Below are 22,969 nucleotides of genomic sequence, written 5' to 3'. Positions count from 1 at the left end.
GCAGTCATGGGTTATAAGAGATGAACAGATCGTTTTGATTGACTTTATCTCTGTCCTGTTTTGGCGGGACCCATCCTGAATTGACAACGGGAGCTGAAATCATGGCGCGCGTGATTGTTCTGTCTCTGTTTACTCTCCTCTGGGCTACCGGAACCCTCTCCGCTGCCGATCAGCCGAATATCGTGCTGATCTTTATCGATGACATGGGCTGGAAGGACGTCGGCTGTTACGACAATGACTTCGTCGACACCCCCCGCATCGATCAACTGGCAAAAGAGGGGATGAAGTTTACCGATTTCTATGCTGCGGGAGCCGTCTGTTCGCCCACGCGATGTGCTCTGCAGTCGGGACAGAATCAGGCGCGAATCGGGATTACCGATTTTATTTCGGGACACTGGCGGCCCTTCGAACGGGTGATTACTCCCCGCCCGACGATGGCGCTTCCCCTGGATACGGTTACCGTAGCAGAAGCTTTGAAGCCGGCTGGTTACACCACGGGCTACATCGGGAAATGGCACCTGGGGAATGGCCCCGAATTTCAACCCGATCGCCAGGGATATGATTTTTCCGCAGTCATTGGCGGTCCCCACCTGCCGGGAAAATACCGGGTGCAGGGCCGAAGTGATCTGAAACCGAAGCCAGGACAATATCGCACAGACTTCGAAGCCGATTTGAGTATCGACTTCATTCGGAATAACAAACAGAAACCGTTCTTTCTGATGCTCTCCCCCTTTGCCGTGCATATCCCGCTGGGAGCGATGTCAGACAAGGTGGAGAAGTACCGTAAGAAAGCAGCCGAGCTCAAACAGGATCTGCCTCATCCGGTTTACGCCGCGATGATTGAGCATTGTGACGAAATGGTGGGCCGCATTGTCGATGCCATCGAGACTGAAGGTTTGACGAACAAAACCATGGTCGTCTTCACTTCTGATAACGGGGGCCTTTATCGACGGTATGACTACCGGGAGCACGCGGACGACAATGTCTCGACCCAGGCACCGCTCAAAGGGGAGAAAGGTTCTCTGCATGAGGGGGGCGTCCGGGTACCTTTAATTATCAAGTATCCGCCTCTGGTGAAACCCGGTACCGTCTGTAAGGAGCCGACCATCAGTTATGACTTCTATCCGACGTTCGTCGAACTTGCAGGCGCGTCACTGCCGAAAAATCAGACGATCGACGGAATGAGCCTGGTACCGTTATTGAAAGATCCGGATGCTCAGCTTAAACGAAGTGCCCTCTACTGGCACTACCCGCATTACCACCATGACCGCCCTGCCAGCAGTATTCGTGAACGGGACTGGAAACTGATTGAATACCTGGACGGAACCGGAGACATCGAACTGTATCACATCAGTAGTGACATCGGTGAAACGAACAATCTGGCAGGCGAAAAGAAAGGTCGCGTGGCTGACCTCAAGCAGAAACTCAATTCCTGGAGGCACAGTGTCAGTGCCCGGATGCCGCTCCCAAACCCCAGTTATGATCCCGACAAGGCTCATGAATGGTGGAATACACGCAGTGGTAAGCCGGTGGACAGTGACAGCCGCAAACGCTTCCCTCCTACCGAAAAAGATCTCTGAGCGCATTCAAGACCATCCGTTTGTGACCTGATTTCCTTCTGCACTATTCTTTCCAGGTAGCTGAGATATGAATGCTTATTTTTTGAAGACGCTGCTCTGTCTGATTCTGTGCATCAGTTTTCAGTGGCAACTTTCTGCCGCTGAGGTCACTCCCGACAAACTCCTGCTGCAGGAAACGTTCCAGGAGCCGCTCTCGAAAGACTGGTTCTGGGGATTGGGAACATGGAAAGCTGAAAAGGGGATCCTCCGCGGCTACGAATCGGGGCCTCGTCGACATGGTCTCGTCAAGATGCGGCGATTCGAACTGGGGGATGGCGTTGTTGATTTCGAATTTCGTCTGGAAGGTAAAGCACGGTTCGCGGGGATCATTTTTAACGGTTCGCAGCAGCGGGGGCATATTGTGCACCTCGTGATCAGCCAAGACCAGATCCGCGTGTTGGGGCATGCGAAGAAAGGGGAGTCCGAGAACCTGCTGCAACAGCCCCATAAAATTGAGACGGGCAAATGGTATTCGGCGCAGGTTCGCTTTGATGGGCCCAGCATGACCGCAACCGTTGATGGTCGGAAATTTACGGTCAAGGCCGACTACATCGCCGAACCCAAACTGACATTCGGCCTGGGCGGAGATTCCGGCGGACCCGCGGGAGAGAAAGCAGGAGCACTCGAGTTTCGGAACCTGAAAATCAGTTCTGCTCCGCCTGAGCAGACATCTCTGTCCGAGGCAGGGCGGGCAGCGATCCGATCAGAAATCCAGGCAGTGATCGACGAAGGTTATTATCCGGGCATCTCGATTCTGCTGATTCACCGCGGCCAGGTCGTGATGCGGGAGGCACACGGGCTTGTTGATCTAGAGACGAAAAAACCGTTTACCGTCGATCAGCTCTGCTGGCTCGCATCAACGGGGAAACTCTTTACTGCGACACTGATGGCATCACTGGCGGACGAAGGCTTGCTGACCTTCGACGACCCGATCGCGAAGACCTGGCCTGCCTTTGCAGATATCCGGCTCTCCGATGGATCAAAGCCCAAGGACCAGGTCCGCTTGCGACATGCTATGAGTCATACCTCCGGAATTCCGAATGATAACTGGCTCAAGACAGAACGCCAATTGGAGAAGAACAGTCCCCAGCTCGCAGGCTACGTGGCTCCCCAGACTGCAGAGGACTTTATCAATGCCTGTCTGAAGCTGGGACTGGTTGTCGAACCGGGAACAAAGATGATGTATGGGCGCCCGATTGATCTGGCAGCCTGTGTGGCTGAAAAAGTGACGGGGAACACATTCATTACATTGATGCAGAAGCGGGTTTTTCGGCCGCTGGGCTTACAGCATACCACAATTCAGCCGACACCAGAGGAACTGAAACAGCTGGCCCCCCTGTATTCCTCAACGAAACCGGGAATTTTCGAACCGGATCAATTTGGACTGGAAGTAGCAGCCCGTCAGAATAAAGGGCTTTCGACGGCGGGGGGCGGCGTCTATTCAACACTCGACGATCTGGGGACGCTGATGCAACTGCACCTCAATAGAGGAAAGCATGCCGGGAAACAGTTGATCCGCGCTGAAACACTCGAGCTGTTGTATCAGCCTCAGCCGGGAACGAATGGGCGATATGGACTGGCCTTTCAGATTAAAGACAGTCAGGTCAACGGGCATTCGCGAATTCTGTCCCACCCCGGCTACTCAGGTCCGGTTGCCTGGATCGATTTTGAACGCAATCTGGCAGGAGTTCTGCTGATGCAGAGCAATACGGTCCAGCGTACGAAGCATCACAATCGCATCATCGATACCATCTATCGCTATCTTCCAGCGCAAGCCAAATCGGACTGATTCGGGAATCTCAAAAGAGAATACATCGATCACTCGAAGAGAATCATTTTTGTAAGCGGAGTTTGTTGATTCATGTTTGCTGTTCCAATCCTGGTCTGGCCAGTGATTTGTGTATTGGCTCTGTTGTTGTCTGTGGCCATCTTGATTGAATTTCTCACGCAGCGCATTCCTAACTGGCTGAATCTGGCGGGTGTCTTTACCGGATTAGCGCTGATCGTCTTTGATCATCAATGGGCCATGCATCTTACTGGATTCCTGGTGGGATTTGGTATCGGAATTATGCTGATGAGCAAAGGGTATGTTTCCGGAGGCTTTTCAAAACTGTTGATCGCCATAGGCACCATCGCGGGGCCTGTCGTCCCCTTGATTACCCTGGTCGTCTCCATTCTGCTGATACTGGGAACTTCAGTCTACGACAAGGTTCGGGGGCGTTACGAGAATACATTTGAGGTGCCCGAAGAGCTGGAAGTTCAGGATGATGATATGCGTCGGCCAGGAGCATGGTTGGTCAAGGGGTCATTATTTCTGTCGCTGACGACCATCCTGGGACTGCTGCTGCTTTATCAGCCCTGGAAGTGATGTAAAAGCCTCCTGGGCGTGGTCGCATGTTCACTTTTTCTGGGGTTTGCGGACAGTGCAGGACTCCACAAATCTATATATTTCATGCCTGACAGCGCAAATTGCGAGTGAAGCTCTGCAATGCCTGCAAAGTTCCGAGATTTCCCAAGTATTCCTGATTAAGATGGGGAGATTCCGGTGGACCTGAGGGGGAGAATGCAGGGGCACTCGAGTTTAGGAACCTGAAAATCAGTTCTGCTCTTCCTCTGAGAGGGGAGTAACCGATTGGCCATATTTCCCGCTGCAACGGAGTCCTGCTGTCCCCGGAACAGCAAGCTCTGTATGTAATCATTTCAGGGCAGCCCCTGCTGTAGGTTTATCCGATTCAAGATCCCTGATAGAAATGCACCGCGAACAACTTCGGTTCACTAATTCAAACAGTAGGCGAGCATGCTGTGGTCATCGATAGTTTGACGGTGGACGTAAAAGGGAATCCGCTTCTAACTTGGCTTCGGCCTGACAGCATTCAGGTCCTGAGCTCAGTCGGAAAACCGTGGATCTTGATTCCTCTTTCTTGTATCGCCTGGTAACTGTGCCGCTGAGAAAGTTGACCGCAATAAGCTCTCTATGTCACTACCGGGACTTCGCTGTGTGCCGTATCGATCTCGATTTCTAGAGTCTCGTTGAACAGCGTAAAATCTAGTGTTCCAAGGCGAGAAGCGGTATTTTCACTATCGATACTCCGTTTTTGTTCTGATAGTTGCAATAAAAACAGGGATTTCATATCTGTCAGTAATGAAATCCCTGTAAGTTCTTAGGCATGCAATACGTTTGTACTTCTGCTAACTAAGTCTGGTTTCCCCGGCATTACCAGAAGCGTTTAAAAGCGAAACTCAAGGGCAGAAACTCCTTTTTTCTCCGCCATCGAATTACAACCAATGCTATTCTATCCAGACTTCGTTTTGTGCCTGTGGAGAGAACTTCAGCAATTACAGCACCATGTTTGATCATTGGTACTTCGACGCACTTATAAGACACGATCGCAATAAAGTAAGTAATCGGAATTGAGATTACGGCAAGCAGACTGCTTAAGATAACCGGGTAAGTGGCTGATATCTCTGGGGGAATGACCCGAAACATGCAGTAAGCCAGCCAGTACATCACGATAAAGTGGAACAAGTAAAAGGAATAAGAGTATTTGCCCAGTTTCTTAACCAGATTAATCTTCAGAAAACGATTGAAGAATGTGTTTTCTTCTGTGCTTAACAGGATCCAGATCAGGAAGCCAGAGGCGATACCTTCCACCAGGATTGGGAAGAAATAATCAATCTTAGCTAAAAAGAGCCTCGCTGACAAAAGGCATACTAGCCCAATCATAAAAGCGAGATTTCCGCAAAAAAAGCTGCTTACGGGGGATTGCTGTTTTTTGACAAAATAGGGCAGCATCAGTCCAATGTGAAACATAAATGCATACTGGATTGTATCAACTATAGGTCCCGTGTAACCCATAATGATGAGGCCCAGCAGGAAAAGCAGATTCACCTTCAGTCCAAACCTGCGGTTGATCAGATAGAATAAAGGGAAAAAGAGTGAGATGATTAATTCTACCTTCAAAGTCCAGGCAACATTATTAATATCAATTTTCACTAGCGAATAATTTGCGAGAGCATTTTTTAAGGTGACCCCTTCCGTGTACCACCAATTATACCAGAGAGAGGTATTCGGGAACTTGATATAACTGTGAAACAGGACAATGGACAGGACGATCAATGTCAATGACACAAAATATGTGGGATATATTCGGAAAAAGCGTTTTATGTAGAAAGCGTGATAAGTGGTGAGATTTCTGGGCTTTCGATCCAGTGAAAGTCCGAGGACATAGCCGCTGAGAACGAAAAAGATAGATACTGCTGCACTTCCATTGAAGATGGCCAGTGCCATTCTGGTCAGGAATGAATTCGTACCCGTTACGTCAAAGAGAGTGCTTTCCCAGATGACCTGGTTCTGATCGACCGCAAATACGAGGAAACTGTGATAGATGGCCACAACCAAGGCGGCGACTCCTCGGAGCGATTCCAATTTATCATTGAACATGTGCTTACTCCATTCAAATGAAAGTCATTTCGTCTCTCTTTTTCAATCAGTCAGGTAAAAAACAGAAGTTGTGTATTCGCTGGTGGAGCATTATCAATTGGTGTTTTTGAGTCCAGTCTGATAAGTCAGAGGTCCGTACAAAGGCTAGAGCATGTGAGAAATGGCAATTTCTATAGTTTAGGAATTGCTATTATTCTGGTATTTGCTGGTCACCATGGTCGTGGGTGATTAATACAGCATCCAGAGAATCAATTCAGGTACTTATAGAGGTTCGACTGAAATGCGCGAAGAGCAATTCAGTAGTCACACTATTACCTGCACAATCAGCAGACGAATAACTGAAAAAATGATGTATGAACCAAGTCATATCTTTATTGAAGACATCGTGCCCCGGTGACTGATTGTCATTGTTCCTGGTTCCTGCTGTCAGGGGGCACCAGATGTCTATGGGAAATGGATTTCATCTGAAGGCTGTGGTCATCCTGTCGATCTGATGCTGAATTATCATGGTCTACAATGAGAATTTATTTGAGGTGCTGCAGACGCAAAGAAGTCGGTAGTCAATTGGAAGAATGTTTCAATACTTCCTTTGATTGGGGGCCGAAAACGTTTATGGAAACTGAGTTGCGCTTTCAGGATTGGAACGAACCTTGGTGCTTGTTCCTGACCCCGCAAATCATGCAGGCGTGTGTCTGTATGATCAGTGTTGCTGTTTGCTGTCAAAGTCGCTCAACATCTGCGATTTAATGCGAGCTTAACGATTTGTGCAGAAATCTTTGTCTTGTCAGCAAAGTTCTGTGACTTCTCTTGTATTCTTCAGTCAGAACGGGAAATTCGTGTTGCTTTATTTTCTGAATTTCAATACCAAACGCACCTCAGTAGTTAATCATGGACAATGAGCTTTTATTGAGTTCCGGTTGATCTCAACCAACAAAACAGTACTGGAAATGTAAATGTCGAGAAAAGGAATAGTGTTGGCAGGAGGATCGGGGACCCGCCTTCATCCGGTGACAAAAGTTGTGTCCAAGCAACTGTTGCCAATCTATGATAAGCCGATGATTTACTATCCGCTCTCCTCCCTGATGTTGGCAGGCATTAGAGATATTTTGATCATTTCCACGCCACACGATTTACCCATGTTTCAGGATTTGCTGGAGAGTGGAGAACAGTGGGGAGTACGTTTTCAATATGCCGAGCAGCCTTCACCAGACGGGTTGGCACAGGCATTTCTGATTGGTGAGGACTTCTTGGGATCGGATCCCACTTGTCTAATCTTGGGAGACAACATCTTCTACGGACATGGTTTCACGGAAAGTTTAAAGGCGGCTGCTTCCCGCGAAAAAGGGGCGACCGTGTTTGGTTACCAGGTGCATGACCCGGAGAGGTTTGGCGTCGTTGAATTTGACAGCGAGTTCAAGGCAATCTCAATTGAAGAGAAGCCCGTTCGGCCCAAATCAAATTATGCGGTTACAGGGCTTTATTTTTATGACAACGATGTGATCGAAATCGCGAAAAATGTCAAACCGTCTGCGCGGGGAGAACTCGAAATTACCGCAGTGAATAATGCCTATCTCGAACGTGAAGATCTCTGTGTGGAATTACTGGGGCGTGGGCATGCCTGGTTTGATACGGGGACACATGAAAGTCTGCAAGATGCCAGCCACTTCTTCCAAACAATTGAACATCGACAAGGACTGAAAATCGCCTGTCTCGAAGAAATCGCCTTTCAGAAAGGTTGGATATCGCGAGATCAGTTGCAGATGCAGGCCGAAGCATTGTCAAAAACTAATTACGGGGACTACCTGATCAGGTTATTGGATTAGCTGGACTTTCCCTTGGCAGACTTTTTACTGGATGAACTGTCCACACATCAGTGATGTGAGTGACGCCTGTTTTTGTGGCATGATCTTAGAGCGTATGCTTTTAGGGAATCTGCATGACAAACAGCGGAAAATCAGCTTTCTTAATATGGATACAGTGACTTGTTTAACTTTGGTAGCCAACCAAAAGATTTCTGGAGTAACAGACATAGTGTAGATGATTTCGAAGCAGATGATGTCAGTCGGGTGTATCGTATAACCGAAATAACAGTTGAAGTTAATCTTTAAGTATCTCCAGAAACAACTTGAAGATTGAGTCAATTCATTAGCGTTTGAAGTTAAGACGCTATTTCCGAAAATGGGCTTCAGGAGCTAATTGTGGGATATCAAATTAAGAACTTGTTATCAAAATCTGTTTCAATTATTTCTAATGAAGGGGTGCTTGCATTTCTTCAAAGGACTTGTCTGTTCCTGAAAACGAAAATAAAAGCAAGATGGGACAGGTTCAGGCAAAAGAGCTATCTTGAAGAGAAAATCAACTCTTCGAGGCGTGTTTTAGTCAGTTTTGTAATACCCGTGTATGATCGCACTTTTGAACTGAAAGAAGCGATTGAATCTTGCCTCAATCAAACTGTTTCAGAAATTGAAGTGATCATTGTCACCGATGGCTCTCCACCAGGTACATTAGCTGTTTTGGATAAGTATTCTCATCATCCAAAAGTAAAAATCTTCCATTACTATGATAACTCCGGGAATGCAGTTCGTGGCCGAAATAAGGGGATTTTGGAAGCGACTGGTAAATATATCGCATTTTTGGATAGTGATGACATCGCTGACAAAAACAGAATCAAAAAATCTCTGAAGGTGATGGAGAGATACAACGCAGACGTAGTCTATGGCGCATATAAGATAAAAATGGATAACTCACGAGAAATCAATGGGCTCCATGATGGTAGAGTGATTGAGAGTCCGGATTGTGATCTACAATTTTTAAAAGAGATTTGTGTACCTTGTCAGAGTACAGTCATGATAAGAAGAGCCGCCTTGCTGGATGTGGGTGGTCTAAAGCCAGAAATGTGCTATTGCGAAGATTATGAATTATGGCTGCGACTGGCCTACTTTGGATACAAGTTCAAAGCAACGCGTGATGTTCTGGTAACTTTGCGCATTCATAAAGGCAACAACGAATTAAACTTTATTGAAGAATCTGACTACTGGAAACAGGAAGCTCTGAGACAATATCAGACACGGGCAAAGAAACTACAAAAGATTGTTTTCATCATTCCAGGAACTGGGATTTCTGGAGGTATTGCTGTGGTCTTGCATCATGCCAAGAAGTTAATGGAACAAAAATTTGATGTATCCTGCATCAATCTCGATGTGACTTTTGGAAACTCTATTAATTGGTTTCCCGAACATAATGTCCCCATTTATCAATTAAGCAACTTGGATATGCGTGTTGATAATATCGATGTTGCGATTGCTACCGGTTGGAATACCGTCGAAATCTTGAACCAGCTGGAACCAAAAAGAAAACTCTACTTTGTCCAATCCGATGAACGCCGTTTTTACACCGACGAGGCGACAAAAAAACTGGTACACCAGACTTATCTGACAGACTGCGAGTATGTCACGATGGCTTGTTGGATTCAAAAATGGCTCAAAGATGAGTTCGGGCATGATTCAGAATATGTTCCGAATGGACTGGACCAGAATATGTTTTTCCACGACCAGGAGATTCTTCCTAAAGAGAAAAAAGTGAGAGTGCTGCTTGAAGGGCCTGTTGACATTCCATTTAAGGGGATGAAAGAGGCATATGCTGCCGTCAAAGATCTCAATTGTGAACTCTGGATAATCTCGAGTAGTGGCAAGATTCCTGCTGAGTGGAAATATGACAGGCTTTTTGAAAAAGTCGATATTCATAAGATGCGGAATATTTATTCGTCTTGCGACATTTTTCTGAAAATGAGTCGTGTCGAAAGTTTCTGCTACCCACCTCTCGAAGCAATGGCCTGTGGTTGCAGTGTTGTTGTATCTGAAGTGACAGGTCTGGAAGAATATGCAATTGATAATTATAACGCATTGATTGTTAAGCCTGGAGATGTGGCAGAAGCAAAAATGGCAGTCAGAACGCTTATTGAAAATGTGGAACTCAGACACCAGCTGATAGAAAATGGTTACAAAACAGCAGAAGAATGGACCTGGAGTGATTCAAAAAGAACTTTTGCAAAGATTCTAAAAGCTGAGGAGGAGCAACTGGAGCTTCAGGCATATTCGGCCTGACAGCCAGACTGATTGTCTCGATTTGTGAATTCCAAAACCTGTATTATTTGATATGGCAAGCAAATGGACTTCGTCGCCGCGATCATAGTGACGTTCAATCCCGATAAAGCGACACTGCATAAGCTGATCGATGCGATCTCTGTGCAAGTGGATTATGTGTGTGTGGTTGATAACAATTCCCCTCAAGAAATCAAACAGTTTATTCTGGGAATCCTCAAAGATAATGGGGGATTAGTTTCGCTTGAAGAGAATTACGGAATAGCGTCAGCTATCAATCATGGCGTTTTTCGGGCCAGGGAAAAGAATGCAAGTCATGTGGTTCTTTTTGACCAGGACAGCCTTCCAGAACCGGATATGGTTGACACATTGTTGACTGTGATGAACGAAAAAACGAGACTCGGTTGTCATGTCGCGGCAGTCGGTCCCAGGTATTCTGATATTAAGGGACAACATGCAGCTCCCTTTGTAAAACTACAGGGGATCCGATTAAGGCGAATTGATTGTGCCGAGAATGAAATCGTCACTGTCGATCATCTCATTTCCTCTGGAAGCTTGATTTCTATGAAGGCACTGGAAGAAATCGGGTTGATGGAAGAAGATCTTTTTATTGATTATGTCGACACTGAATGGTGCCTGCGTGCAATTCACAAAGGGTATCAGATTTATGGCGTTGGCTCTGCTCGTATGAAGCATGATCTGGGAGATGAATATGCGAATCTCTTCGGCAGAACTTTCCCGGTGCACCACCCGCTTCGACACTATTATACAGTGCGTAATGGTATCTGGCTGATCCAACAGTCATGGGTTTCATTTTCCTGGAAAGTAATGGATTTTCGCAGATTGTTCCTGATTTATCTGGTCTTTTCTTTCTTTGTCGGAAAACGCCTGCTCAACATGAAGATGCTTTCCCTGGGAGTCTGGCATGCCTTGATCGGAAAGATGGGGAAGTATGGAGAATAGCTGTTTGATCTCAGTCATAATTGTTAATTTCAACTCGGCTGACAAATTATCGCTATGTGTGCAGTCGCTGGTTGATTGCCAGCAGTCCCTGGAAATTATCATCGTCGATAATGCTTCTCACGACGAGAGTCTGAAAAACGTGCAGCACACCTTTCGCGCGCAACAGAATATCCTGGTCACTGAAAATCAGGAAAATATGGGATTTGCGGTAGCCTGTAATCAGGGCGGACGGGTTGCCAGCGGCGACTATCTGCTGTATCTCAATCCTGACTGTAAAATCAATTCGCATGCGATCTCAGCACTCAGGGAATGCCTTGTGCAGAATCCTGAAGCGGGCATGACCGGCGGCCAGTTGCTAAATAGCGATGGCACAGAGCAGGTCGGGGGACGTCGTTTGATTCCCACTCCCTGGCGAACCTTTGTGCGTGTTTTTAAATTGCGCTGGCTGTCCCCCTTGTTTCCGCAGCTCTTTTCAGACTTCAATCTGCATCTCGAATCATTACCTGACCATCCGGTAGAAGTCGAGGCGATTTCCGGGGCCTGTATGCTGGTCCCTCGCAAGGCTTATGAAGATGTCGGCGGATTGGATGAAGGCTACTTTCTGCACTGCGAGGATCTGGACTGGTGCATGAGCTTCCGGGAAAAGGGCTGGAAGATCCTGTTTGTACCGGATGCGAAAATCTCGCATTTCCAGGGAAGCTGTAGCCGTTCTCGCCGTATCTTTGTTGAATGGAACAAGCACAAGGGAATGGTGCGGTTCTATAGCAAATTCTTCCGCCACAAGTATCCAGTCGTGTTGATGTGGATTATCACCTGCGGAGTCTGGTTACGGTTCAGCCTGTTGGCCTGCTACTTTTCGGTCCGGCAGTTTTTCAGATGGTTCAAGGTCGCCGGTACCTGATCTTTAATAAAGATGATGCGAACGGGTAGAGGAATCACTGCAGACACGACTCACTCAATTCTGGAAGATCATCACCGTCGCGTTTAGAGCTCGAAGTCAAACAAGGCGGCTTCGACGCACTCGCAGAGGGTGTGTTCCAGTACCAGATGCACTTCCTGGATCTGGCTGGTCAGTTCTCCAGGGGCGATGACACAAACGTCGCTCAATTCTCGCACCTTACCGCCATCGTGACCGGTAAACACGATACTCTGAATGTTCCGTTCACGGCAGACCTGCAGGGCTTTGACAATGTTGGGGGAATTCCCGGAAGTCGTAATTCCCAGAAAGACATCCTTTTCGCTGAGCTTACCCGCAATCTGACGGGAAAAGATTTCATCGTAGCCATAATCGTTGCCGATGGCTGTGATGATCGAGGAGTCGGTCGTGAGTGCTTCGGCTGGCAATGGGGCACGGTCACGGGCCAGACGACTGACAAATTCCGCCGCCAGATGCTGTGCATCGGCAGCTGAACCACCATTCCCGGCAACGTACAGGCGGCCCCCCTGCTGATAGCAGTTCAATACAATGTCAACGGACCGGGCAAATTCGGCCTGAGTCTCTGCGTTCTGCAACAACTCGTTTTTGGCTGCTATAGAACGCTCCAGATTTCTGCAAATAATTCTGGCTGCCAGGCTCATGGCGCTATGCTCCCGTATGACTAGGGGGGGTTATGTCTGGTATTCCTCTGACTCATAAATCTCCAGCACTTCATCGATCTCACCCTGAGCAAAGGGAGTTCCATTTTTCAGTAGAAGTGCGGAGTTACAAAATTCTCTGATGACATCGTCTGAGTGAGAAGCTATGACCATGATCTTGGCTTTGTTCATGAACTCATTTAGTCTGGCTTCAGCCTTATGGATGAACCGGGCGTCTCCGGTGCCGATGACTTCATCCATCAGCAGGATATCAGATTCCAGTGATGTCATTACGGCAAATGCCAGCCGCATCAGCATCCCTGACGAGTAGACCCGCACCGGCAGATCGAGGTATTTGCCCAGCTCGGTGAAGTCGGAGATCTCTTCGAGTTTAGCTTCAATTTCTCTGGTAGTCAGTCCCAGTAGGCGACCCCTGAGATAGATATTCTCGAACCCGGTGGCCTCCATTTCAAATCCCAGAGTAATATTCAGGGTAGAGACAATCCGTCCCTCAATTTCCACATTACCATTGGTGGGAGTATAGATTCCCGCCAGAACTTTCAGCAAAGTGGATTTCCCGGCACCATTGTGTCCGATCAGTCCCAGGCGGTCACCGTCATTTAATTCCAGGTCAATCTGGTCCAGACCTGTTACGACCACTGTACTACTGTCCCGGGTGATTTTGCCTCCCGTAGCAAAGTTCAACAACCTGTTTTTTACGGACCGGTCGCCTGCCCCGATGATCGGGTAGTGCAGAGTCACATTTTCTACTTTAATCCTGGCCATATCAAATCCAATATACAATCCGGTCTCGTTTGTAGGCGTAAAGTAATAGGCTGACAGCAAAACCGACAATACTGATTCCGGCAGTAATCGCCCAGGAACTCAATGCAGGAGTCTGGTTCAATATGGGGGCGCGGGTCAGGTCAAGGAAGTAAGCAATGGGGTTGAACATCACAACCCAGCTGTCTTCTCCCACGAGCTTGGGTAGCCATGTTATTGGAGAGACGAAAAACAGTACCTGTACCATGCTCTGAATAATGGGGGCCAGATCACGATAACGGGCACCCACGATCCCAAAAAACAGTGTGATCCAGAACAGATTCAGCAACACAAGAAATAGCCCCGGAATAACGAGAAGTGTCTGAAATTGAGGCCAGATTTTAAAATAAAAGCTGACAAACATGATAAACAGGGCATTGTGCAGGAAGATGATTGTGTTACGTGCCAGCGCCCGAAATATAAAAATCAGCAGATTGATTTTCATATCTTTGAGATAAGCCGCATTGTCAATGAAGATCGTGGGAGCTTCACTGATGGTCGATGCTATGAGCGTCCAGAAAAGATAACCTGCCGCCAGATTGGGCAGATATTCATCGGGAGCCATGTTGAACAATTTGGAGTAAACGACTCCCAGGGCAATAATAAAGATTGCCATACTGATCGTAATCCAGAATGGACCGATTTTAGACCTGCGATAACGGATGCGAATATCAAACCATGCCAGAAACATACATAACCGGCTGGATTTGATCATATCGATCACATCTTCCAGAGCAAGTTTGACTCGATTATTCATTAAACATCTATATTGTTGAATGGTGAGTGCTGACAATCCTGCGATCACGAGAGTCGGCTCCATCAGATTGGCGGGCTTGAGGTAAGAACCGGTAATCAGTCTGGCCCGATTTCTAAAGCTTCATCAGTCTCGGAACAGACTCAGGATTGCAGGAAGTGGTAAAGACAGGTTGAACAATATTCAAAAGTCGTGGGCATCAAAGCTTTTGGCTCAGGTTAGTTGGGCTGTGAATTTAAAATAGCTGGTGGGGGAGTATAGTGGAATCAGTTCAAATTGAGCAACATTAATTCCGGTGGATGTTTTTCAGACATGAAACGACGTAAACAATGGTCTAATGGTCTGTGAATTGGATAGGTGGTGTATTTCCAGTAAGAAACCTGTCAGTCATCACCCCTTCTCTGATTCCAAACGTGGAACCGGTCAGTGAAATTCCATGAATTCATGAGTAAGGTCGGAATGAAGTATTGAAACAGGATTGATAGTGTGTATAATACACTAACAGATTGGAGGAACCTGCAATGGCCCTAAGTAAGATCTACGATACTTCACTGACGCTCTTAACAGACCTGTACCAGTTGACGATGGCTCACGGATACTGGAAAACCGGGAGAGCAGAACAGGAAGCTGTCTTTCACCTCTTCTTTCGCAAAAATCCGTTCCAGGGTGGCTACACCATCGCCGCCGGGCTGGAGTACGCTCTGGAATATATCAGGCGCTTCCAATTCAGCGAAGATGATCTCAGTTATCTCAAGACGCTGGAAGGCAATGATGGTCGTCCCTTATTCTCCAGTGGCTTTCTGGAATACCTGGCGGATCTGCGTATCACCTGTGATCTGGCAGCGGTTCCGGAAGGGACCGTGGTCTTTCCCCACGAACCGCTGGTACGGGTCACGGGGCCGATTCTGCAGTGTCAGTTGCTGGAAACCGCTTTGCTGAATCTGATCAACTTTCAGACGCTGATCGCTACCAAGTCAGCCCGCATCTGTACTGCCACGGGCGGAGATCCGGTTCTGGAGTTCGGTTTAAGGCGAGCCCAGGGAATTGACGGCGGCCTGGCAGCCAGTCGAGCCGCTTACATTGGAGGCTGTGCAGCCACATCCAATGTGCTGGCCGGTAAGCTGTTCGGAATTCCCGTCAAAGGGACACACGCTCACAGCTGGGTCATGTCCTACGATGATGAGCTTTCCGCCTTCGAAGATTACGCCCGGGCCATGCCTAATAACTGTGTCTTCCTCGTCGATACCTACGATACACTCGATGGGGTTCGCAATGCGGTTCGCGTCGGGATTCAGTTAAAAGAGTCCGGTCATCAAATGGTGGGGATCCGGCTTGATTCGGGAGATCTTGCTTATCTCAGTATCGAAGCCAGACGCCTGCTGGATGAAGCGGGTTTGACGGAAGCCGCGATTGTCGCCAGTAATGACCTGGATGAAACCACCATCAGCAGTCTCAAAATGCAGGGAGCCAAGATCGCCGTCTGGGGTGTGGGCACTCGTCTGGTGACCGCCTTCGAACAGCCCGCCCTGGGAGGGGTTTACAAACTGGGAGCGATCAGGAATGAAGACCAGGAATGGGAACCCCGTTTGAAACTGTCCGAACAGGCCATCAAGACCTCTACCCCCGGAATTCTACAGACCAGGCGCTATCTGAATCAAAACGGGGCCGTGGCCGACATGATCTATAATGAACTTGCTCCGCCATCCTCGGAACGAAGCGTGCTGATCGATCCTCTGGATCCAACGCGGCGACGGGTGCTGGACGACAAACTTGACTCACAGGACCTGTTGATCCCCGTAGTCAAGCAGGGGGAGATCGTTCATCAACACGAATCATTGTCAGTCATTCGCGAACGGGCACAGCAGCAGTTAGATCTGTTTCACGTGGGTATTCAGCGTCATCTGGATCCACACGAATATCCCGTTGGTCTGGAACAGGGGCTGTACGATTACAAAACCGAACAGATTCTGCTGGCACGAAAATTAAATCATCAGTGACTCACGGAACCATGAATCAAGCTCATGCTGAATAATGAAATGAACCAGCCATGAAACTCATCCAGATAGCCGCCGTTGGCCTGAATCAGACTCCGTTGGACTGGTCCGGGAATGCGACCCGGGTCAGACAGGCGATCGACGCGGCCCGCAATGAGGGGGCCTCGCTGATCTGTTTACCCGAGCTCTGCCTCACCGGCTATAACTGTGAAGACACTTTCTTTTCAATCGACGTTCAGCAGCGGGCGCTGTCAGCCCTGCTGGAACTGCTCCCCTTGACGAAAGGGACCGTCGTATCAGTAGGGCTTCCGCTGATGTATGGCGGGGCGCTCTATAACTGTGCCTGCCTGATCGCCGACGGTCAGATTCTGGGATTTGTCGCCAAAAATCATCTGGCCGGCGATGGCATTCATTATGAACCACGCTGGTTCAAAGCCTGGGATTCCACGTGCGTGGGTGAAGTCACGATTCAAGGTCAGGCATACCCGATTGGCAATTTGATCTTTGAAGTAGACGGTGTCCGGCTCGGTTTCGAAATCTGTGAAGATGCCTGGGCCGCACGTCGCCCCGGACGTGAACTCTCGCAGGCAGCCGTCGATCTGATTCTCAATCCGAGTGCCAGCCACTTCGCCTTTGGCAAACAGGAAATCCGCAGGCGACTGGTTCAGGAAAGCTCTCGGGCGTACGGCGTGACTTACGTTTATTCCAATCTACTGGGGAACGAAGCGGGACGCATCATCTATGACGGTGCTACACTAATCGCCAGTAACGGCTCGCTGCTGGCAGAGGGACAGCGGCTTTCGTTTCAGGATGTCTCCGTAACGTCCGCGATCGTCGACATTGATTTAACCAGAATGAATCGCGCCCGTCTGGCCAGTTTTCAACCCCGGCCGGGAGCTTTCCGCGAGACTACGATCATAGCCGATTACCAGTTTCCGGAGATTCCGTTTCGAACCCTGCACTGCCAGGCTGCAGATTGGGAACGTTCGGACTCGATCAAAGAGGAAGAGTTCACGCGGGCCGTCGCACTCGCGTTATTCGACTATCTGCGTAAGAGCCGGTCTCAGGGCTTTGTGATTTCATTGAGTGGCGGTGCGGACTCAGCAGCGGCTGCGGTCCTGGTCTGGGCCATGCTCAAACTGGGACTCTCCGAACTGGGGTCAGAGGGTTTATCCCAAAAGCTTGCTTACCTGCCCGAGACCAAATCGGAATCCGGCTTCGCTGGGTTGATCAATGGGTTATTAACCTGCGTCTATCAGTCCACCCGCAACAGTTCCGAAACGACGGCGAACGCCGCGGCCGGGCTGGCTGAGGGGATCGGCGCCGATTTTCTGAATCTGGATGTCGACGCCATCACACAGGCATATGTCGATCTCGTATCGAAAGCTGTCGGGCGGGAGCTGAGCTGGGAAACCGATGATATTCCACTCCAGAATATTCAGGCCCGGAGCAGGGCACCGGGAGTCTGGATGATTACCAATCTACGAAATGCCCTGTTGCTGTCCACCAGTAACCGTTCGGAAGCAGCTGTGGGCTATACCACGATGGACGGCGATACGTGCGGCGGTCTGTCGCCAATCTCCGGGATCGATAAAGTGTTTCTCAGAAGCTGGCTGCGATGGATGGAAACGGTCGGTCCGCTGCAGGTAGGTACGGTTCCCGAACTGAACCTGATCAATCAGCAGGAGCCGACCGCAGAACTGCGTCCGCAGGAAGCAGAGCAGAAGGACGAACAGGATCTGATGCCTTACGAATTATTGGACTGGGTCGAGCGAGCTGCGATTCGCGATAAGCATAGTCCTGTGGAGCTCTACCGACTGGCACTTGTCGAGTTTCCCGCAGAGCAGCCCGCACAACTGGTGGCATGGATCGAACGCTTCTTTCGGCTCTGGTCGCGGAACCAGTGGAAACGCGAACGGTACGCCCCCTCGTTTCACCTCGACGATGAGAATCTGGATCCGAAAACCTGGTGCCGTTTTCCCATTCTCTCGGGAGGCTTTACAGAAGAACTGGCGGAACTCCGTCGTGTGGCAGAAGCACAATGATCGTTGGCATGAATTAAAAAACCAGCCTTGGATGCTGACTGGCTGAATTAGATAGAGACATAAAAAAGATCTGTGAGACAATAAAGGGTTTGTGATGAAATACAGCTATGAATATCCGCGGGCTGCATTAACGGTGGACTGCGTCGTGTTTGGCCTGGATGAAGATGATCTGCAGATTCTGCTCATTCAGCGGGACCTGCCCCCGTTTGAAGGGGACTGGGCACTCCCGGGCGGGTTTGTTCGGCTGGAAGAAACACTGGACGAGGCCGCCCTGCGTGAGTTGAGTGAAGAGACCGGTCTGAAAAATGTCTATCTCGAACAGCTGTATTCCTTCGGAACCGTGAACCGGGATCCCCGGGAGCGTGTCGTTACGGTAGCTTACTATGCCCTGGTGAATCTGTCGGACCACCGGGTGCAGGCGGCCACCGATGCCCGGAATGCCGCCTGGTTCGCGGTGGACGACATCCCCTCGCTGGCCTTTGACCACGACCAGATTCTGGAAATGGCTCATGAACGTCTGCGGGGTAAGGTCCGTTACCAGCCCATCGGCTTTGAACTGCTGCCTCCCAAATTTACCTTAAGGCAGATTCAGCATCTGTATGAAGTCATTCTGGATCGACCGCTGGATAAGCGTAATTTTCGTAAAAAGATTCTCAGTATGGGAATCCTCATTGAACTGGACGAAGTCGAGACGGATGTCGCGCATCGAGCCGCGCGTCTGTATCAGTTCGACCGTCGCAAATACAAACGCCTGACCAAACAGGGGTTTCACTTCGAGATCTGAACCATGGACAATTACTCTCGTATTCTAGGGTGTTTACTGGGTACCGCGGTCGGAGATGCCGTCGGACTGAAACGGGAAGGCTTATCCCGCAAACGTTCCCGACGCCTGTATGGGGGGCCTCCACTTTCTCCCGATCTGTTTTTGAACAGGGGGTATTGCAGCGACGATACCGAACACACCCTGATGGTCGGACGAGCCCTGGTGCTCTCCCGGGGTGTGCCTGAAGATTTCGAACGACGACTGGGGCGGGACCTCAAGCATTGGCTGTTAACTCTGCCGGCCGGGATCGGCCGGGCCACGCTTCGCTCCTGTCTGAAACTGTTAGTTGGCGTTGCTCCTCAAAACAGCGGCGTCTTCAGTGCAGGGAATGGGCCGGCCATGCGTTCTGCACTGTTGGGGCTCTATGCAACTTCCGAGTCACACCTGCAGGAACTGGTACTGCGAAGCTCAAGAATCACTCACAAAGATCCCCGTGCTGAAGAGGGCGCACTTCTGGTAGCCCGTGCGGCGCGACTGTCACTGACAGAGCCAGGACAAAGCCCGCGGGAATTTCTTGGTAACAGCGTCTCACAGATTCAGGATGCAGAACTCAAGTCGGCAATCGAGAACGCAGTCGAACATCTCGCACGTCAGAGTACTCCCGAAGAGTACGCACACGACCAGGGCTGGAGCGATGGAATCTCCGGTTACATTAACCAGACTGTTCCCGCGGCGCTCTACTGCTGGGCTTATTCTGCAGACGATTTTCGGCAGTCAGTTGAAAATGCCGTCATGCTGGGGGGCGATGCCGACAGTGTGGCTGCGATCGTCGGAGCCATCAGTGGAGCGAATCTGGGAGTCGAAGTGATTCCCGGTGAATGGAAACAGCAACTGGCAGAATGGCCGCGTACCATCGCGTGGATGGAATCGCTGGCGGAGTGTCTGTCGCAAATGGACGAGACTGCGGATCCGCAGGCACCTCCTCCGATGCACTGGCTGGCTACGATTCCGCGGAATCTGCTGTTTGCTGCCGTGGTGATCAGCCTGGGAGGCAGACGCCTGCTTCCGCCCTATTGAACCGAGGAGTCGCATGATGCATGCTTTAATCTTAGTCGATCTGCAATATGACTTTATGCCGGGCGGTGCCCTGGCGGTTCCCGACGGCGATGACGTCGTGGAAGTAGCCAACCAGTGGATACCGAAATTCGAACTGGTCGTCGCGACCCAGGACTGGCATCCGCCAGATCATCTGAGTTTCGCCAGCCAGCACCCCAATCGGGAAATTGGTGAGCTGATCGATCTCAATGGGCTGGAGCAGATTCTCTGGCCCGAACACTGTATTCAGGGTTCCCCGGGAGCCGAACTGCACGCTGATCTGGATCAGGAGCAGATTGATGCGGTAATCCCGAAAGGCACCGATACCAGCATCGACAGTTACAGCGGGTTCTTCGATAACGGGCATCGCCAGGCGACCGGCCTGGGTGACTATTTAAACGAACGCAATGTGAGTGAAGTCACCATCATGGGACTTGCCACCGATTACTGCGTGAAATTCACGGCCCTGGATGCGGTCAGGCACGGATTGAAAACAAATCTGGTGCAGGCTGGCTGTCGGGGCGTCGATCTGAACGAGGGTGATATTCAGCGAGCCCTGCAGGAAATGCAGGCGGCAGGTGTCGCTCTAATCTGAAATAGAACAAACAAAAAACAATCAACTATGAAAAGAAAAAGTAAGAAAAGGAAAATGAAATGAACGAAAAGGATATCAAAAGGAAAAGTAAATTTCTGAGCCTGATTCTCAGACATCAGCCGGAGACCGTCGGGATTCAACTGGATGAATCGGGTTGGGTCGATGTAGAGACGTTACTCTCTGCGATCGACGAACATGGTAAGAAGATGTCGCGGGAAACACTGGAGCATGTCGTACATTCGAATGACAAACAGCGGTTCTCCTTCAGCGATGACGGCACCCGCATCCGGGCTAACCAGGGGCACTCAGTCAAAATTGAACTGGGCTACGAGGCTGCGATTCCCCCTGAGTTCCTGATTCACGGTACGCCGCAACAGTTTGTCGCAGTGATCTCCCGCGAGGGACTCAAGAAGATGAAACGTCATCACGTGCATCTGCATGGAGATGAAAATACCGCACTGGCGGTCGGGCAGCGGCGGGGTAAACCCGTGTTACTGAAGATCCGCTCGGGAGAGATGTCTCAAGCCGGGTTTGAATTCTTTGTGACTCCGAATCAGGTCTGGTTAACCGATCGGGTTCCACCCGAGTACATCGACTTCCCCTGAGTCCCGCTACGCTTCCTCTTCCGTATCCCCCGCCTCCCGCAGCGTCCGGCGAATCTCCATCAGAATCTGCCCCAGCCGATTCTTACCGCTGCCATCCCCGCCATCTCCCCAGTAAGCATCGTTCGTCGTATGCTCGACGAGACGACTCTCTCCCGTAGAGAGCAGCAGTTCCCGCAGTTCTGCATGTTGCGTAAACTTCGCCAGCACGGCCTGCCGCATGATGCCATCTTTGACCGATTCCCAGTCTTTCCGTAGCGGTCGCTTCCGCTCCCGTCCCATCCGGGCAGCCCGCATCGGCGACGGTTCTTTGCGGATCTCTTCCTGGTGTGAAGTCTCTTTGAATTTCTGCGCCTGAAAATAATGCTCCGACGTCGGCCAGCGTTTACCGTCCAGCTCAATCGGAAACCCGGCAAAGTTGGAGAATTCACCGTAAGCCTCACTGACGCTGTAGAAGTTGATGGTTTGATTGGACATGGTGAAATTCCTTTTTTGGCATTCAATAACTCGAAATGAATCGTCAGATTCAAGACAGAAATTTAATCGGAGAAGTTCGAGTTCACAGAGAGAAATCTGCTAAAATAGAGGTGGTTATCAACTGTGAACAGGAGTCACAACAATGAGCAGCCTCGCCATCTACTATCATCGTCAGCACGGTCCTCTGTGTCTCCTGGTCTACGCCACCGCAGCCATGCTCGCCGGAGTTGCCTGGTACTGTCGTAATGAACCACCTCAACCGTTCCTGACCTGGATTCTAAGTGGTTCGGCGATGCTCGTGTTTCTGTTCGCGGCCTCCTTTCACCATCTGACTGTAGCCGACGAAATCGACCGCCTGCGAATTCGCTTCGGCCCCATTCCCCTGTTTCAGCGGGCCGTACTCTACGAAGACATCGTCGGTGTCGAAGTCGGTCGCACCAGCTTTCTGGATGGCTGGGGTATTCATATGAGCCTCCGCGGGGGCTGGGTGATGAATCTCTGGGGCCGTGACTGCGTGGTCCTGAAACTCAAAAAGGGAACGCTCCGCGTGGGGACAGACGATGCCGAAAACCTCGCCGCATTTGTCAAAAGCAGACTGCCGGAAGATTCAAACGAAACTCACTGAACTTCAAACCCACCTCACACAGCCCAGACAGCTATTCGTCAAACAGCCATTTCTTGCCGACGCCCATGAAGATCGAAGCCATGATCAGCCCTCCTACCGGTCTGCTGCGTTTGCCCTCCGGGGAATCGCCCTCGAAAAACATATAGATGGAAGCCCCCAGCATTATGACACCCAGTGCCATCGACATTACGCCGAACGCTTTCTTGACCAGCTTTCCCATCGAAAGGCTCGGGCCTTTCTTGCGGGACTTTTTCTTTTTCGATTTGACTGCGGTCTTCGTATTTCGCTGAGGAGCGATCGGCTCTCCATAATGCTCGAAGAGATCTTCGGTTTCTTCGTCAGCCTCAGGGACCTGCATCCGACTGCCACAAGATTTGCATTTCAGCGTCTGGCCGGCGCGTTCCTCTTTGACTTTATAACTCTGAAAACACTCGTCACATTGAACGTGAATGGGCATCCCGGTCTCCGCTGATCGTCTCTCTGTTGGCTTCTGTGCAAA

General features: G+C 49.9%; 20 protein-coding genes. 14 read left to right on the top strand and 6 right to left on the bottom strand.

Going from position 1 to position 22,969, the window contains the following annotated elements; all coding sequences use genetic code 11:
- The first annotated feature begins 101 nt into the window (after positions 1–101).
- The 3 genes from FYZ48_RS09200 (at position 102) to FYZ48_RS09190 (ending at position 3,987) form a co-directional block, all read left to right on the top strand.
- On the top strand, positions 102–1,580 hold the full coding sequence (locus FYZ48_RS09200) for a sulfatase (RefSeq protein ID WP_149339604.1): 1,479 nt from the start codon (positions 102–104) through the stop codon (positions 1,578–1,580).
- Positions 1,581–1,647: 67 nt separating this feature from the next.
- Positions 1,648–3,408, top strand: coding sequence for a serine hydrolase (locus FYZ48_RS09195; protein WP_149339602.1), 1,761 nt, complete (start codon positions 1,648–1,650; stop codon positions 3,406–3,408).
- Between the two features lie 72 nt (positions 3,409–3,480).
- A complete protein-coding gene (locus tag FYZ48_RS09190) occupies positions 3,481–3,987 on the top strand; it encodes a prepilin peptidase (RefSeq protein WP_149339600.1) in 507 nt (168 codons plus the stop codon).
- Between the two features lie 846 nt (positions 3,988–4,833).
- On the opposite strand, the gene FYZ48_RS09185 is transcribed toward FYZ48_RS09190, so the two are convergent.
- The gene (locus FYZ48_RS09185) at positions 4,834–6,060 is read right to left on the bottom strand and encodes an acyltransferase family protein (RefSeq protein WP_149339598.1); all 1,227 of its coding nucleotides are present in this window, start codon (positions 6,058–6,060) and stop codon (positions 4,834–4,836) included.
- Between the two features lie 953 nt (positions 6,061–7,013).
- Between FYZ48_RS09185 and rfbA the strand changes: the two genes are divergently transcribed.
- From rfbA to FYZ48_RS09165, 4 genes are all read left to right on the top strand, one after another.
- A complete protein-coding gene (rfbA, locus tag FYZ48_RS09180) occupies positions 7,014–7,883 on the top strand; it encodes a glucose-1-phosphate thymidylyltransferase RfbA (RefSeq protein ID WP_149339596.1) in 870 nt (289 codons plus the stop codon).
- A 375-nt stretch (positions 7,884–8,258) separates the two neighbouring features.
- Positions 8,259–10,163, top strand: coding sequence for a glycosyltransferase (locus tag FYZ48_RS09175; RefSeq protein WP_149339594.1), 1,905 nt, complete (start codon positions 8,259–8,261; stop codon positions 10,161–10,163).
- Positions 10,164–10,226: 63 nt separating this feature from the next.
- A complete protein-coding gene (locus FYZ48_RS09170) occupies positions 10,227–11,123 on the top strand; it encodes a glycosyltransferase family 2 protein (RefSeq protein WP_149339592.1) in 897 nt (298 codons plus the stop codon).
- Positions 11,113–12,024 (top strand): glycosyltransferase family 2 protein, encoded by a 912-nt coding sequence (locus tag FYZ48_RS09165; RefSeq protein ID WP_149339589.1) that lies wholly within the window; start codon positions 11,113–11,115, stop codon positions 12,022–12,024. The genes FYZ48_RS09170 and FYZ48_RS09165 overlap by 11 nt, the downstream gene beginning before the upstream one ends.
- A gap of 83 nt (positions 12,025–12,107) precedes the next feature.
- Here the strand turns inward: FYZ48_RS09165 and FYZ48_RS09160 are convergent, their stop codons facing one another.
- From FYZ48_RS09160 to FYZ48_RS09150, 3 genes are read right to left on the bottom strand one after another with little or no spacing between them, the layout of a single operon-like run.
- Positions 12,108–12,701 carry a D-sedoheptulose-7-phosphate isomerase gene (locus tag FYZ48_RS09160; RefSeq protein ID WP_149339587.1) on the bottom strand — a complete coding sequence of 198 codons (594 nt, stop codon included), beginning with the start codon at positions 12,699–12,701 and terminating at the stop codon, positions 12,108–12,110.
- 30 nt (positions 12,702–12,731) lie between these two features.
- Positions 12,732–13,484 carry an ABC transporter ATP-binding protein gene (locus FYZ48_RS09155; protein ID WP_149339585.1) on the bottom strand — a complete coding sequence of 251 codons (753 nt, stop codon included), beginning with the start codon at positions 13,482–13,484 and terminating at the stop codon, positions 12,732–12,734.
- A 1-nt stretch (position 13,485) separates the two neighbouring features.
- Positions 13,486–14,325, bottom strand: coding sequence for an ABC transporter permease (locus FYZ48_RS09150; RefSeq protein ID WP_187781944.1), 840 nt, complete (start codon positions 14,323–14,325; stop codon positions 13,486–13,488).
- 470 nt (positions 14,326–14,795) lie between these two features.
- Between FYZ48_RS09150 and FYZ48_RS09145 the strand changes: the two genes are divergently transcribed.
- The 6 genes from FYZ48_RS09145 (at position 14,796) to FYZ48_RS09120 (ending at position 21,371) form a co-directional block, all read left to right on the top strand.
- Entirely contained in the window at positions 14,796–16,271 is a 1,476-nt protein-coding gene (locus FYZ48_RS09145; protein WP_149339581.1) for a nicotinate phosphoribosyltransferase, read from the top strand.
- A 50-nt stretch (positions 16,272–16,321) separates the two neighbouring features.
- A complete protein-coding gene (gene nadE, locus FYZ48_RS09140) occupies positions 16,322–18,313 on the top strand; it encodes an NAD(+) synthase (protein ID WP_149339579.1) in 1,992 nt (663 codons plus the stop codon).
- 94 nt (positions 18,314–18,407) lie between these two features.
- The gene (locus FYZ48_RS09135) at positions 18,408–19,097 is read left to right on the top strand and encodes an NUDIX hydrolase (RefSeq protein WP_145189696.1); all 690 of its coding nucleotides are present in this window, start codon (positions 18,408–18,410) and stop codon (positions 19,095–19,097) included.
- A gap of 3 nt (positions 19,098–19,100) precedes the next feature.
- Positions 19,101–20,153, top strand: coding sequence for an ADP-ribosylglycohydrolase family protein (locus FYZ48_RS09130; protein ID WP_149339577.1), 1,053 nt, complete (start codon positions 19,101–19,103; stop codon positions 20,151–20,153).
- A 16-nt stretch (positions 20,154–20,169) separates the two neighbouring features.
- Positions 20,170–20,766 carry a bifunctional nicotinamidase/pyrazinamidase gene (gene pncA / locus FYZ48_RS09125; protein ID WP_149339575.1) on the top strand — a complete coding sequence of 199 codons (597 nt, stop codon included), beginning with the start codon at positions 20,170–20,172 and terminating at the stop codon, positions 20,764–20,766.
- Between the two features lie 59 nt (positions 20,767–20,825).
- A complete protein-coding gene (locus FYZ48_RS09120) occupies positions 20,826–21,371 on the top strand; it encodes an RNA 2'-phosphotransferase (protein WP_149339573.1) in 546 nt (181 codons plus the stop codon).
- Positions 21,372–21,377: 6 nt separating this feature from the next.
- Here the strand turns inward: FYZ48_RS09120 and FYZ48_RS09115 are convergent, their stop codons facing one another.
- Complete coding sequence (locus tag FYZ48_RS09115) at positions 21,378–21,845, bottom strand: NADAR family protein (RefSeq protein WP_149339570.1); 468 nt, start codon at positions 21,843–21,845, stop codon at positions 21,378–21,380.
- 142 nt (positions 21,846–21,987) lie between these two features.
- On the opposite strand from FYZ48_RS09115, the gene FYZ48_RS09110 reads away from it, so the two are divergent.
- Positions 21,988–22,470 (top strand): hypothetical protein, encoded by a 483-nt coding sequence (locus tag FYZ48_RS09110; protein ID WP_149339568.1) that lies wholly within the window; start codon positions 21,988–21,990, stop codon positions 22,468–22,470.
- Positions 22,471–22,501: 31 nt separating this feature from the next.
- Here the strand turns inward: FYZ48_RS09110 and FYZ48_RS09105 are convergent, their stop codons facing one another.
- Entirely contained in the window at positions 22,502–22,927 is a 426-nt protein-coding gene (locus FYZ48_RS09105; RefSeq protein WP_149339565.1) for a hypothetical protein, read from the bottom strand.
- Positions 22,928–22,969: the final 42 nt, after the last annotated feature.

The sequence above is a fragment of the Gimesia chilikensis genome, assembly GCF_008329715.1.
Classification (GTDB): Bacteria; Planctomycetota; Planctomycetia; order Planctomycetales; family Planctomycetaceae; genus Gimesia; species Gimesia chilikensis.
Note: the sequence above shows the minus strand (reverse complement) of the source record. Positions and strands in the feature narration are given on the sequence as shown.

Bases quoted from the DNA above. Each gene is read 5' to 3' on its own strand.
- FYZ48_RS09200 (WP_149339604.1), top strand. From the start codon at position 102: ATGGCGCGCGTGATTGTTCTGTCTCTGTTTACTCTCCTCTGGGCTACC.
- FYZ48_RS09195 (WP_149339602.1), top strand. From the start codon at position 1,648: ATGAATGCTTATTTTTTGAAGACGCTGCTCTGTCTGATTCTGTGCATC.
- FYZ48_RS09190 (WP_149339600.1), top strand. From the start codon at position 3,481: ATGTTTGCTGTTCCAATCCTGGTCTGGCCAGTGATTTGTGTATTGGCT.
- FYZ48_RS09185 (WP_149339598.1), bottom strand. From the start codon at position 6,060: ATGTTCAATGATAAATTGGAATCGCTCCGAGGAGTCGCCGCCTTGGTT.
- rfbA (WP_149339596.1), top strand. From the start codon at position 7,014: ATGTCGAGAAAAGGAATAGTGTTGGCAGGAGGATCGGGGACCCGCCTT.
- FYZ48_RS09170 (WP_149339592.1), top strand. From the start codon at position 10,227: ATGGACTTCGTCGCCGCGATCATAGTGACGTTCAATCCCGATAAAGCG.
- FYZ48_RS09165 (WP_149339589.1), top strand. From the start codon at position 11,113: ATGGAGAATAGCTGTTTGATCTCAGTCATAATTGTTAATTTCAACTCG.
- FYZ48_RS09160 (WP_149339587.1), bottom strand. From the start codon at position 12,701: ATGAGCCTGGCAGCCAGAATTATTTGCAGAAATCTGGAGCGTTCTATA.
- FYZ48_RS09155 (WP_149339585.1), bottom strand. From the start codon at position 13,484: ATGGCCAGGATTAAAGTAGAAAATGTGACTCTGCACTACCCGATCATC.
- FYZ48_RS09145 (WP_149339581.1), top strand. From the start codon at position 14,796: ATGGCCCTAAGTAAGATCTACGATACTTCACTGACGCTCTTAACAGAC.
- nadE (WP_149339579.1), top strand. From the start codon at position 16,322: ATGAAACTCATCCAGATAGCCGCCGTTGGCCTGAATCAGACTCCGTTG.
- FYZ48_RS09135 (WP_145189696.1), top strand. From the start codon at position 18,408: ATGAAATACAGCTATGAATATCCGCGGGCTGCATTAACGGTGGACTGC.
- FYZ48_RS09130 (WP_149339577.1), top strand. From the start codon at position 19,101: ATGGACAATTACTCTCGTATTCTAGGGTGTTTACTGGGTACCGCGGTC.
- pncA (WP_149339575.1), top strand. From the start codon at position 20,170: ATGCATGCTTTAATCTTAGTCGATCTGCAATATGACTTTATGCCGGGC.
- FYZ48_RS09120 (WP_149339573.1), top strand. From the start codon at position 20,826: ATGAACGAAAAGGATATCAAAAGGAAAAGTAAATTTCTGAGCCTGATT.
- FYZ48_RS09115 (WP_149339570.1), bottom strand. From the start codon at position 21,845: ATGTCCAATCAAACCATCAACTTCTACAGCGTCAGTGAGGCTTACGGT.
- FYZ48_RS09110 (WP_149339568.1), top strand. From the start codon at position 21,988: ATGAGCAGCCTCGCCATCTACTATCATCGTCAGCACGGTCCTCTGTGT.
- FYZ48_RS09105 (WP_149339565.1), bottom strand. From the start codon at position 22,927: ATGCCCATTCACGTTCAATGTGACGAGTGTTTTCAGAGTTATAAAGTC.